This is a genomic window from Pseudonocardia thermophila, from assembly GCF_900142365.1.
Lineage (GTDB): Bacteria > Actinomycetota > Actinomycetes > Mycobacteriales > Pseudonocardiaceae > Pseudonocardia > Pseudonocardia thermophila.
Genome location: NZ_FRAP01000004.1, coordinates 72,181 through 83,785, shown reverse-complemented (window position 1 = coordinate 83,785; position 11,605 = coordinate 72,181). Strand labels below are relative to the sequence as shown.

Below are 11,605 nucleotides of genomic sequence, written 5' to 3'. Positions count from 1 at the left end.
CGATGTGCGGCATGGCGCCGACGAATCGTCAGCTCGACGATCTCGACCTGCGGATCCTGGAGCTGCTGCGCCGGGAGGGGCGGGCGTCGATGGCCGACCTGGGGCGGGCGGTCGGGCTGTCGCGCACCGCGGTGCTGGCCCGCGTGCAGCGGATGGAGCGCAGCGGGGTCATCCGGGGCTACCACGCCGACGTGGCCGAGCCGGGCGCGGCCACCGCGCACCGGGCCCGGGTGGGGATCGTCCACCGCACCACCGACGTGGCCGGTTACGTCCGGCGGCTCGCGGCCCTGCCCGGGGTGTCGGAGATCGAGACGGTCACCGGGGAGTACGACCTGTTCGTGCTGGTCACCGCGCCGACCGCGGACGCGCTGGACAAGGTCCTCGACGACATCTCCCGCTGGCGGGAGACCGTGCGCACGACGACCTGGGTGGTGCTGCGCCGCTACGTCTGAACCTGGCTCGGGACACCGATCGGGTGCGCGCGGTCACCGGGGGAGGGGCGTTTCGGTCCCGGAGTCGATCATCATCGGCGGATACCGTGAGCACATGGCAACACGGGCGACGTCGAACCGCGGCTCGGGGGGCCGAGGTGCCGGGAGCCGGTCGACGCGCAGCTCGGGCTCCTCGCGCAGCCGCGGATCGAGCTCCGCGCGCCGGGCCCCGGCGCGCCGGCCGGCGCGGTCCGGCCCCGACCTGCTCGACCGCGCCATCGACGGGGTCGGTCTCGGCATCGCGAAGCTGGGCAAGGCCACCGGCCGCGCGGTCGGCCGGGTGCGCGAGCTGGACCCCGACCACCGCCGCGACGGCCTCGGCGTGATCCTGCTGGTGCTGGCCGTGGTCAGCGCGGCGGGCATCTGGTGGGGCGCGGGCGGCCCGGTGGGGCAGTGGCTCTCCGCTGCCGTCGGCTACGTCGTCGGCCGCGGGGCGAGCGTGCTGCCCGTGCTGCTGGTGCTGTCCGGGATCGTCTTGATGACCACCGAGCCGAACCCGGACTCCCGCCCCCGCGTCGTGCTCGGCTCGCTGCTGCTCACCGTGGGCGCGCTCGGCATCGTCCATCTCGCCTCCGGCCGCCCCGACGAGCCGGAGCGCTGGATCGAGGGCGGCGGCGCGCTCGGCTACGTCGCGGCCACCCCGCTGGCCGAGGGCCTCACCGCCTGGGTCGCGGTGCCCGTGCTCCTGCTGCTGGCCGGCTACGGCTTCCTCGTGCTCACCGGCACCCCGGTCCGGTCCGTGCCCGACCGCGTGCGCCGGCTGCTCGGTCGCCAGGTCGAGATCGATGACGACGACGCGCCGACGGAGGAGACCGCGGCGGTCGGCGAGGCCGACGGCGAGCCCCCGCGCCGCCGCACCCGCCGCAAGGCGGGCAGCGTCGCCGACCTGGTGCGCGAGACCCTCGGACCGCCCGACCTGGGCAACGGCAAGGGCATCGTCATCGACGTCGACCCGGTGGGTACCGAGCCCGCCCAGCAGGCCCCCACGCCGCCCGCACCGCCGGAGAAGCGCACGCCGCCCAAGGAGATCGTGGCGACTCCGCCCGCGGAGCCCACGCCGGAGCCGACCACCGACACCGGCGAGCTGCGCATCGTCGTGCCTCCACCGGACGGCGACGCGCCGCCGTACAAGCTCCCGCCCGCCGACATGCTGGCCGCGGGTCCGGCGCCGAAGACCCGCAGCGCCGCCAACGACGCCATGATCGAGGCGATCACCGGCGTGCTGGAGCAGTTCTCGGTCGATGCGCAGGTCACCGGCTTCACCCGCGGCCCGACGGTCACCCGCTACGAGATCGAGCTGGGCCCGGCCGTGAAGGTCGAGAAGATCACCCAGCTGACGAAGAACATCTCCTACGCGGTCGCGACCGACAACGTGCGGATCCTCGCGCCCATCCCGGGCAAGTCCGCCGTCGGGATCGAGGTGCCCAACAGCGACCGGGAGATGGTCCGCCTCGGCGACGTGCTGCGCAGCCCCAGCGCGCGCGAGCAGCAGCACCCGATGGTGATCGGCCTGGGCAAGGACATCGAGGGCCACTTCCTGTGCGCCAACCTGGCGAAGATGCCGCACCTGCTGGTGGCCGGCTCCACCGGCTCCGGTAAGTCGAGCTTCGTCAACTCGATGCTGGTGTCGCTGCTCTCGCGGGCCACGCCCGACGAGGTGCGGATGATCCTCATCGACCCGAAGATGGTCGAGCTCACCCCGTACGAGGGCATCCCGCACCTGATCACGCCCATCATCACCCAGCCGAAGAAGGCTGCCGCGGCGCTGGCCTGGCTGGTGGAGGAGATGGAGCAGCGCTACCAGGACATGCAGGCCAACCGGGTCCGGCACATCGACGACTTCAACAAGAAGGTCCGGTCCGGGGAGATCACCACACCGCCGGGCAGTGAGCGGGAGTACCGCCCGTACCCGTACATCCTGTGCATCGTCGACGAGCTGGCCGACCTGATGATGACCGCGCCGCGCGACGTCGAGGACGCGATCGTGCGGATCACCCAGAAGGCCCGCGCCGCCGGTATCCACCTGGTGCTCGCGACCCAGCGCCCGTCCGTCGACGTCGTCACCGGCCTGATCAAGACGAACGTGCCGTCGCGGCTGGCGTTCGCCACCTCGTCGCTGACCGACTCACGGGTGATCCTCGACCAGCCCGGCGCCGAGAAGCTGATCGGCATGGGCGACGGGTTGTTCCTGCCGATGGGGGCGGCGAAGCCGATCCGCATGCAGGGCGCCTACGTCGACGACGAGGAGATCGCCGCGATCGTCGCGTTCACCAAGGACCAGGCCGAACCGGTCTACACCGAGGGCGTCACCACGCAGAAGGCGGGCGAGACCAAGGAGATCGACCCGGACATCGGCGACGACCTCGACCTGCTGCTGCAGGCCGCGGAACTGGTGGTCACCTCGCAGTTCGGCTCGACGTCGATGCTGCAGCGCAAGCTTCGGGTGGGGTTCGCCAAGGCCGGGCGGCTCATGGACCTGCTGGAGACCCGCGGGGTCGTCGGCCCGTCGGAGGGCTCCAAGGCGCGCGAGGTGCTGGTCAAACCCGACGAGCTGGAGAGCGTGCTCTACCTCATCCGCGGCGGTTCACCACCGGCCGAGGACGAGGAGTGACGGTCAGGACCGCTCGGCGAGCCACTCCGTCGCGGTGATCCCGGCCAGCTCCCGGAAGTCGCGCGCGAGGTGCGCCTGGTCGACGTAGCCGCCGTCGGCCGCGGCCGTGGCGAGGCCGGGCCGGTCGGGGCGGCGCAGCCGGGCGCACACGCGCTCGAACCGCACCACCCGGGCCATCGTCTTGGGCCCGAGCCCGATCTCGCGGCGGAACAGGTCGGTGAGGTGGCGGCGGCTCCAGCCGATCTCCTCGGCGACGTCGGCGATCCGCACCACCCCGCGGCCCGCTCGGATCATCCGCGCGGCCCGCTGGACCTGCGGCCGCACCCCGGCCAGGCGCTCTACGTCGGCCAGCGCGGCGAGCTCCTGGTCGAGCACCGCGAACCGGGCGGGCCAGTCCGGGGCCGTCGCGAGCCGGTCCAGCAGGCGGGCGCAGCGGCGGCCGAGCACAGCGTGCAGGTCCACCGAGTCGCCCGCCAGCTCCGCGGCCGGCACGCCGAGCAGCGCTCGTGCGCCCTCCCAGGTCAGGTCCAGCTGCACGCCGGTCTGCGCCTCGCCGGTCGCGATCCGGGCCGGGGCCGCGGCCAGCCCCGCGACCATCGCCGGGTAGCGGCCCGGGGGCTTGGCCGGGTCGGCGTTCGCCAGCACCTCGACGGCGCCGTCCACGCACAGGATCAGCGTCAGGTGCCCGGACGCGACGCCCTGGTGCACGCCCCGCGGCCCCGCTTCGAGGCGGTAACCCGCGTAGGAGCTGACCCACGACCGCAGCTGCGGCGCGGGCCTGCGCCAGACCGGCGAGAAGGGCACGCCCGCGAGGATAGGGACCTACAGGTGCAGCAGCATCCGCACGTTGCCGAGGGTGTTCGGCTTGACGTGCGCGAGATCGAGGAACTCGGCCACACCGGCGTCGTACGAGCGCAGCATCGCGGCGAACACGTCCGGCTCCACCGGGGTGCCGTCGATCTCCTCGAACCCGTGCCGGGAGAAGAACTGCTTCTCGAAGGTCAGCACGAACAGCCGCTGCAGGCCCAGCTCGCGCGCCTGGTCGATCAGCGCCGAGACGATCGCGTGCCCGATCCCGCGCCCGGCCATGTCCGGGCGCACGGCCACGGTGCGGACCTCGCCGAGGTCCTCCCACATGACGTGCAGCGCGCCGCAGCCGACGACCTCACCGTCGACCTCGGCCACGAAGAACTCCTGGACCGACTCGTAGAGGGTGATGATCTCCTTCGCGAGCAGCACCTTGCCCGCGTAGTGGTCCACCAGCTGCTTGATCGTCCGCACGTCGGGTGTGCGGGCCCGCCGTACCGCGATTCCCACGACGTGCACCCTATTGCGGACCTGCCGCAGACCGCCGCAGGCTGCGGCGACCTGCTTCACATACGCTGTAGGGCGTGTCTGATCTGCCCGCACCGCGGCGAGCTGCCGTGCTCACCCTGGGCTGCGCTCGCAACGAGGTGGACTCCGAGGAGATCGCCGGTCGGCTGGAGGGCAGCGGCTGGGAGCTCGTCGATGTCGATCCCGACGACAACCCGGACGGCGTCGCGGCCGACGTGATCATCGTGAACACCTGCGGGTTCATCGAACAGGCCAAGAAGGACTCGATCGACACGCTGCTCGCCGCCTCGGACGTGGCGAAGGAACACGGCGCGAAGGTCGTCGCGGTCGGCTGCCTCGCGGAGCGCTACGGCAAGGAGCTGGCCGACAGCCTTCCCGAGGCCGACGCGGTGCTCGGCTTCGACGCCTACCCGGACCTGGCCGAACGCCTCGTCGACCTCCTCGACGGGCACGCGCCGGAGCCGCACATCCCGGTCGACCGGCGCACGCTGCTGCCGATCACACCGGTGGAGCGCCCGGCGGCCGCGGCGGAGGTGGCGGTCCCGGGCCACGGCTGGATGAGCGGGCTCGCCCGCACCCGGCTCAAGGGCGGCCCGGTCGCGAACGTCAAGCTCGCCTCGGGCTGCGACCGCAAATGCGCGTTCTGCGCGATCCCGTCGTTCCGGGGCGCGTTCGTCTCCCGCCCGCCGGACGACGTCGTCGCCGAGGCGGCGTGGCTGGGCACGCAGGGCGTACGCGAGATCGTGCTGGTCAGCGAGAACTCCACCTCCTACGGCAAGGATCTGCCCGGCGGCGGACGCGCGCTCGCCCGCCTGCTTCCGCGGCTGGCCAACGTGCCCGGCATCGACGTCGTGCGGGTGTCGTACCTGCAGCCCGCCGAGATGCGGCCGGACCTGATCCAGGCCATCGCGACCACACCGGGCGTCGCGCCCTACTTCGACCTGTCGTTCCAGCACGCGAGTGCCCCGGTGCTGCGGCGCATGCGCCGGTTCGGCTCGCGCGCCGACTTCCTCGATCTGTGCGCCCGCATCCGGGCGCTCAACCCCGAGGCCGGCATCCGCAGCAACTTCATCGTCGGGTTCCCCGGCGAGACCGAGGAGGACCTCGCCGAGCTGGAGGCGTTCCTCACCGAGGCGCGGCTCGACGCGGTCGGCGTCTTCGGCTACTCCGACGAGGACGGCACCGAGGCCGCCGGCTACCCGGACAAGATCGATCCCGAGGTGGTGGCCGAGCGCGTGGAACGGATCACCGCGCTCGCCGACGAGCTGATCAACCAGCGGGCCGAGGAGCGCGAGGGCGCCGAGGTCACCGTGCTGGTGGAGAGCGTGGGGGACGGCGAGGCGACCGGGCGAGCCGCGCACCAGGCCCCGGAGGTCGACGGCGAGGTCGTCCTGCTCGACGGTCAGGTGGAGGTGGCCGAGCTGCAGGTCGGTGATCTCGTCCGCGGTGTCGTCACCGGCAGCGCGGGCGCCGATCTCGTGGTCGAACCGTACGAGTTCGTCCCGCGCAGCACGCTGCCGGCGCGGGCACCTGCCGTCGCCTCGGGTTCCGGATGAGCTCGCCCACGGGCGCCGAACCGCCCCCGGTGCTCAACATCGCGAACGTCCTCACCGTTCTGCGACTGCTCCTGGTCCCGGTGTTCGCGTGGGCGCTGTTCGCCCACTCCGGCCAGGACGTCGACTGGCGGCTCGGCGCGTTCACGATCTTCGTCGCCGCCGCGGTCACCGACCGGTTCGACGGCGAGCTGGCCCGCCGCCGCGGGCTCGTCACCGCCTTCGGCACCATCGCCGATCCGATCGCCGACAAGGCGCTCATGGGCACGGCCCTGATGGGGCTCTCGGCCCTGCACCTGCTCCCGTGGTGGATCACCGTGGTGATCCTCGGGCGTGAGATCGGGATCACGCTGCTGCGGTTCGCCGTGCTGCGTCACGGGATCATCCCGGCCAGCCGCGGCGGCAAGGCGAAGACCCTCGTCCAGACCGTCGCGATCGGACTGTACGTGCTTCCGCTGCCCGAGCTGGTCGGCGGATCCGACCTGGTCGAAGGCGCCCGCTGGGCGTTGATGATGATGGCTGTGGTGCTCACCGTCGCGACCGGGATCGACTACGTCCTGCGGGCGATCCGGCTGCGCTCGGCGGCGCCGGCCGGGTGAGCGCGTTCGCCGTGGGCGGACAGCGGATCCGCGTGTGCCCGGCGACGCGATCGTCCGGTTCTCGGTACGGTTGACCCCACCGGCGTCCCGCCGGCTGCACGAGCTCTGGGAGGTACGCATGGCGCTGCTGATGCGCGAGGCGATCGGCGACAGCCTGCGTCGGTTGCGCACCGCCCGCAAGCGCACGCTGCGCGACGTCTCGCGCAACGCGCGCGTCAGCCTCGGGTACCTCTCGGAGGTCGAGCGCGGGCGCAAGGAGCCGTCGTCGGAGCTGCTCGCGGCGATCTGCGAGGCCCTCGACGTGAGCCTCGCCGACCTGCTCGTCGACGCGGCGGGCGCGATCGGTGCGTCCTCCGCGCCGCGCTTCCCGGTCGGCTTCCGCAACGACCACCGCACGGATCACCGCGACCGCAGGCTCGTCCTGGCGGACACCCCGGTCGAGTCGCGTCCGGCCGCGCCCGTCAGTCCCGTGGTGCCCAGCCGGGCCGGCGAGAAGGGCGCGTCCGCGGTCTGCGTCGCCGCCTGACCCGCTCGCTCGGGGCTCCGTCGATCCGACCGACGGGATCCTCGCACGCCCCCGTTCTGCGGGACCGGTGCCGGCCGAACCGGGTAGCCTGGCCCTCCGGGTCGCCCCGTACACGGTCTCGGGAAGATCCCCGATATCGTCCCGGTGTGGTGGAAGCCGGGCCGGTGCGATGCCACGATGGGGGAGACACCGGCGGCCGGGCAGCGGCGTAGGCAGCGGTGACAGACGGCACCCGGAAAGAGGCGGAAGATGGCCAACCCGTTCGTGAAGGCCTGGAAGTACCTGATGGCGCTGTTCTCGTCCAAGGTCGACGAGTACGCCGATCCCAAGGTGCAGATCCAGCAGGCCATCGAGGAGGCGCAGCGGCAGCACCAGGCCCTGTCGCAGCAGGCGGCGGCGGTCATCGGCAACCAGCGCCAGCTGGAGATGAAGCTCAACCGGCAGCTCGGTGAGGTCGAGAAGCTGCAGGCCTCCGCGCGCCAGTCGCTCGTGCTGGCCGACCAGGCCCGGGCCGCGGGCGACGAGGCGAAGGCGCAGCAGTACGAGCAGGCTGCGCAGGCGTTCGCGTCCCAGCTGGTCGCCGCCGAGCAGTCGGTCGAAGACCTCAAGACCCTGCACGACCAGGCGATCCAGGCCGCCGCGCAGGCCAAGGCGGCCGTGGAGCGCAACTCGCTGGCGCTGCAGCAGAAGATCGCCGAGCGCACCAAGCTGCTCAGCCAGCTCGAGCAGGCGAAGATGCAGGAGCAGGCCGCCCGCTCGCTGCAGCAGATGAGCGAGCTGGCCGCGCCCGGCAACACGCCCTCCCTGGAGGAGGTGCGCGAGAAGATCGAGCGCCGCTACGCCAACGCGATCGGTGCCGGCGAGCTCGCGCAGAACTCCGTGCAGGCCCGCATGCTCGAGGTGCAGCAGGCCTCGGTCGACATGGCCGGCGCCAGCCGCCTGGAGCAGATCCGGGCGTCGCTGCACGGCGGCTCGGTCACCCCGCAGGTCGCCGCGGGCGACCAGGCCGCGAGCGCGCCGAACCCGAACCTGAACAAGCAGACCGGCACCGCCTGACCCGGTCCGGTCCGGACCCGGAACCCTACGAACGGCACTTTCGTGAGCACCACTGCTGACGAGAGTGCCGTTCGTCGCTGTCAAGGGCCTGCGGAAGCGGTCGGTCAGGCGGGCACGCCGATGTCCACGGGCGGGCGCAGCTTCGCGGCCGTGGCCAGGGCCGCGTGCACCGGATGTGCGGTGAACGCCGCCACCAGTTCCACGTCCGGCTCGTCCGTGGCGCGGGGGAGCGCGATCTGCTCGTACGCCGCCTGGAACCGCGGGCCCCACCGCCTGGCACCCAACCGCGCGGTGCGCGAGCAGTTGTCCACCATGTACGCGACGTCGCGGGCGTGCATGTACGGCAGCAGCGAGTCGACCGCCTCGATGATCGTCTCGTTGACGATCTCCGACCACGGGTGCCCGCGGTGGCGGAACTCGTCGACCTGCGCGGCCATCGTCGCCACGAACACGCCCGCGGTGAGTGGGTCGATCGCCGCCTCTCGGGTGCCGCGCCGCTCCCGCACCTGCGGGGCGACCGCCCACATCGGTGAGCCCGCGATCGGGGACATCGGCCGCTGCGCCAGCCGCGCCTCGGCCAGGATCACGCTGCGCAGCTCGGTGCCGTCGGCGACCTCGTCGTAGATCTCCGCGACCAGCTCGCGCGCCGGACCGTAGGCGGCGCTGTAGGCGCGGTCGAACACCGCCCGACCGGTGTCGTCGAGGGCGTTCCGCACACCGTCGAGCCCGGCCGCCGAGATCGTGCGCGCGATCGGGCCGGTCACGTTCTCGCACGACCGCTCGTAGGCACTGACGGGATCGTCGCCGGCGATGCGGAAGTGCCGCCACAACGCCTCCACCATCCCGTGCACGGCCCCGAGCAGCACCGCGCGCTCCCCGACGACGTCGGAGAGGTACTCGCTCTGAAGCGTCGTGGCGAACGTGTACGGCGAGCCGAGCGCCACCGACCACGCCAGTGCCTGGTCGGTCGCCGTCCCGTCGGGATCGGCGTGCACGGCGATGCTGGCGTTGATCCCGGCGCCGTTGATCTGTCTGCCCTGCTCGTAGAGCCGGCGCACCGAGTCGCCCATGCCCTTCGGGCACACCGCGATCACCGGGTGCCCTGGCGGGAAGTCGCTGCCGATCTCCCGCAGGTGACCGAGCAGGAAACCGTGCGAGAGCCCGATGGTGGCGCCCGGCTGCAGCGCGGCGAACACCTCCTCGTGGTGGGCGGCCAGCGCAGCGTCGGCGATGAGCAGCAGCACCAGATCGCTCGCGGCGACGATCTCCAACCAGTCGCCGAGCGTGCCGTCAGCCTCGGTGAAGCCGTGGGCGCGGGCGTCGGCGGCCGAGGACGAGCCCGGCCGCAGCCCGACCCGCACCGCGATGCCGGTGCCGGCGAGCGAGTCGCGCAGGTTGAGCGCCTGGGCGCGGCCCTGCGGGCCCCAGCCGATGACGCCGTCGACGAGATCCCGGCGAACGCCGCCGGGAGGAGGCCGAACAGGTGCCGGCCCCCGCGCAGGACGGTCTCGGTGCCGTCGGGCACGTCGATCGTCTCCAGTTCGAACACCGTGGACTGCAGGTCGGGTTGCATGCCCCGGTTCTAGGGCCGGCTAGCATCCCGCGCCAAGCGCAAGAAACGGCGCGCAGCGTTGCAGATCACGGAAGGCCCAGGTCGACGTGCCCGACGAGCAGACGGAGCTGCAGCTGTTCCTCCACCTGTGCAGCACCCTGAACTTCGGCCGCACCAGCCTGGACTGCCACGTCAGCCCGTCCACGTTGACGCGCACCGTCCAGCGGCTCGAGGCGCGGGCCGGGCAGCGGCTGCTCGACCGCGGACCGCGCGGGGTCGCGCTCACCCCGGCCGGGCAGCGGTTCCGCGCTTACGTCGAGGAGGTCACCCAGGCCTGGGCGGCGTTCCGCGCCGGGAACCCGGCCCCCGGCGATCTCTCCGGCACCCTGCGGATCTTCGCCACCGTCACGGCCTGCCAGGCACTGCTGCCCGATCTGCTCGCGCCGCTGCGCGCCGCGCACCCGCTCGTCACGGTCGATCTGCGCACCGGTGACGCCGCCGCGGCGCTGGCCCGGCTCGACGAGGGCTCGGTCGACGCCGTCGTCGCCGGGGTGCCCGACCGGGTGCCGCAGTCGATGCTCGTCCGCACGGTCACCAGCACCGATCTCGTGTTCGTCAGCGCACCGGGGCGGCATGATCCACTCGGCGGGCCGTTCGTGCTGCCCCGGCGCGGACTGGTCCGGGAGAACGCGGAGCGCTGGTTCCGGAGCAGATCCAACCGGATGCCTGCCGTCGCCGCCGAACCCGATGGCCACGAGGCCGTGCTGACGCTCGCCGCGCTCGGCTACGGCACCGGCATCGTGCCGCGGCTGGTGCTCGACAGCAGCGTCGTCGCGCAGCGGCTCGCCGAGGTGCCCGCCGAGCCGGGCCCGGAGCCGATGCGGATCGGGCTGTGCGTGCGCCGGGCCGACCTGCGCCGACCGATCGTGGCCGCGCTGTGGAGCACGACCTGATCACTCACCTGATCACCTGCTTGATCAGCCGCCTGATCACTGCCCTGATCAGTCCGGCTGCGGGCCCACCTGGCAGCGCGGGCACCAGTACACCGGCCGCGTGTACACGCCCTCCCCTTGGGGAGCGATCCGGATCCGGGTGCCGCAGCGGCGGCACGGCCGCCCCGCGCGCTCGAACACCCAGTGCTGCTCGTCGCGGCCGAGCAGCCCGGTGGTGGACTGCTGCGGCCGACCGGCGTTGCGCCGCAGCAGCTCCCGCGCCAGCGCGATCACCGCGGCCGGATCGGGGACGTCCCGTGCGAGCGTCCACGGGGTGACGCCGGTGAGGAAGCACGTCTCGCACTTGTAGAGATTGCCGATGCCTGCCATCACCCGTTGCTCGGTCAGCACCAGCCCCACCTCGGAGGACCCACGGGCGGTGAACCGGCGCAGTGCTTCGGCGGCGTGCGCGGCCGACCACGCCGGGTCGAGCAGGTCCGGGCCCAGGTGCGCGACCAGCCGGCCCTCCTGAGCGGTCAGCACCAGCTCCAGGTCGTGCAGCGCGAACCCGACGGCGACCCGATCGGCCGTGGCGAGCACCGCGCGGGCCTCGTGCGCGGGTCGCCGCCACGGCTGACCCGGCCGGTACAGGTGCCACGCGCCGTCCATGCGGAAGTGCGAGTGCAGGCTGCGCCCGTCGGCGAACCGCGTGAACAGGTGCTTGCCGACCGACACCGTGCCCAGGACCTGCGCCCCGGTGAGATCGACGCCGGCCAGCCGCGGATGCCGCAGCTCGCCGCGGACCAGCACCCTCCCGGACAGCGCCGCGTGCAGCCGGGTGCCGGCCAGGTGGACGGTGTCGCCCTCGGGCACCGCCCGACGATAGCCCGGATCAACCGATCGGTGGACCGACCCGCAGCGCAGCGGTCGATCCGCAGAAGGGGGCATCT

General features: G+C 72.9%; 11 protein-coding genes. 7 read left to right on the top strand and 4 right to left on the bottom strand.

Features of this window, described 5'->3' with window-relative positions:
- Window positions 1-11 precede the first annotated feature (11 nt).
- Together BUE41_RS06835 and BUE41_RS06830 are read left to right on the top strand one after the other, a co-directional pair.
- Window positions 12-452 (top strand): Lrp/AsnC family transcriptional regulator, encoded by a 441-nt coding sequence (locus BUE41_RS06835; RefSeq protein ID WP_073456020.1) that lies wholly within the window; start codon window positions 12-14, stop codon window positions 450-452.
- A gap of 94 nt (window positions 453-546) precedes the next feature.
- On the top strand, window positions 547-3,102 hold the full coding sequence (locus BUE41_RS06830; RefSeq protein WP_073456019.1) for an FtsK/SpoIIIE family DNA translocase: 2,556 nt from the start codon (window positions 547-549) through the stop codon (window positions 3,100-3,102).
- Between the two features lie 3 nt (window positions 3,103-3,105).
- Here BUE41_RS06830 and BUE41_RS06825 read toward each other — a convergent pair whose 3' ends face one another.
- Together BUE41_RS06825 and BUE41_RS06820 are read right to left on the bottom strand one after the other, a co-directional pair.
- On the bottom strand, window positions 3,106-3,906 hold the full coding sequence (locus tag BUE41_RS06825; protein ID WP_073456018.1) for a helix-turn-helix domain-containing protein: 801 nt from the start codon (window positions 3,904-3,906) through the stop codon (window positions 3,106-3,108).
- Between the two features lie 18 nt (window positions 3,907-3,924).
- Entirely contained in the window at window positions 3,925-4,419 is a 495-nt protein-coding gene (locus BUE41_RS06820; protein ID WP_200803788.1) for an amino-acid N-acetyltransferase, read from the bottom strand.
- Window positions 4,420-4,493: 74 nt separating this feature from the next.
- Here BUE41_RS06820 and rimO point away from each other — a divergent pair, with 74 nt between their 5' ends.
- The 4 genes from rimO (at window position 4,494) to BUE41_RS06800 (ending at window position 8,171) form a co-directional block, all read left to right on the top strand.
- Window positions 4,494-5,993 carry a 30S ribosomal protein S12 methylthiotransferase RimO gene (rimO, locus tag BUE41_RS06815; protein WP_234997018.1) on the top strand — a complete coding sequence of 500 codons (1,500 nt, stop codon included), beginning with the start codon at window positions 4,494-4,496 and terminating at the stop codon, window positions 5,991-5,993.
- Window positions 5,990-6,589 carry a CDP-diacylglycerol--glycerol-3-phosphate 3-phosphatidyltransferase gene (gene pgsA / locus BUE41_RS06810; RefSeq protein WP_073456017.1) on the top strand — a complete coding sequence of 200 codons (600 nt, stop codon included), beginning with the start codon at window positions 5,990-5,992 and terminating at the stop codon, window positions 6,587-6,589. The genes rimO and pgsA overlap by 4 nt, the downstream gene beginning before the upstream one ends.
- 118 nt (window positions 6,590-6,707) lie before the next feature.
- The gene (locus tag BUE41_RS06805; protein WP_073456317.1) at window positions 6,708-7,115 is read left to right on the top strand and encodes a helix-turn-helix domain-containing protein; all 408 of its coding nucleotides are present in this window, start codon (window positions 6,708-6,710) and stop codon (window positions 7,113-7,115) included.
- Between the two features lie 249 nt (window positions 7,116-7,364).
- Complete coding sequence (locus tag BUE41_RS06800) at window positions 7,365-8,171, top strand: PspA/IM30 family protein (RefSeq protein ID WP_073456016.1); 807 nt, start codon at window positions 7,365-7,367, stop codon at window positions 8,169-8,171.
- 104 nt (window positions 8,172-8,275) lie between these two features.
- On the opposite strand, the gene BUE41_RS06795 is transcribed toward BUE41_RS06800, so the two are convergent.
- A complete protein-coding gene (locus BUE41_RS06795) occupies window positions 8,276-9,565 on the bottom strand; it encodes a ketol-acid reductoisomerase (RefSeq protein ID WP_234997051.1) in 1,290 nt (429 codons plus the stop codon).
- A gap of 265 nt (window positions 9,566-9,830) precedes the next feature.
- On the opposite strand from BUE41_RS06795, the gene BUE41_RS06790 reads away from it, so the two are divergent.
- Complete coding sequence (locus BUE41_RS06790) at window positions 9,831-10,676, top strand: LysR substrate-binding domain-containing protein (RefSeq protein ID WP_073456015.1); 846 nt, start codon at window positions 9,831-9,833, stop codon at window positions 10,674-10,676.
- A gap of 48 nt (window positions 10,677-10,724) precedes the next feature.
- Here BUE41_RS06790 and BUE41_RS06785 read toward each other — a convergent pair whose 3' ends face one another.
- Window positions 10,725-11,528, bottom strand: a complete 804-nt coding sequence (locus tag BUE41_RS06785) for a DNA-formamidopyrimidine glycosylase family protein (protein ID WP_073456014.1) — start codon at window positions 11,526-11,528, stop codon at window positions 10,725-10,727.
- Window positions 11,529-11,605: the final 77 nt, after the last annotated feature.

Excerpts from the sequence above, each read along its gene's own strand:
- BUE41_RS06830 (WP_073456019.1), top strand. The coding sequence starts at position 547 with ATGGCAACACGGGCGACGTCGAACCGCGGCTCGGGGGGCCGAGGTGCC.
- BUE41_RS06835 (WP_073456020.1), top strand. The coding sequence starts at position 12 with ATGGCGCCGACGAATCGTCAGCTCGACGATCTCGACCTGCGGATCCTG.
- BUE41_RS06805 (WP_073456317.1), top strand. The coding sequence starts at position 6,708 with ATGGCGCTGCTGATGCGCGAGGCGATCGGCGACAGCCTGCGTCGGTTG.
- pgsA (WP_073456017.1), top strand. The coding sequence starts at position 5,990 with ATGAGCTCGCCCACGGGCGCCGAACCGCCCCCGGTGCTCAACATCGCG.
- BUE41_RS06800 (WP_073456016.1), top strand. The coding sequence starts at position 7,365 with ATGGCCAACCCGTTCGTGAAGGCCTGGAAGTACCTGATGGCGCTGTTC.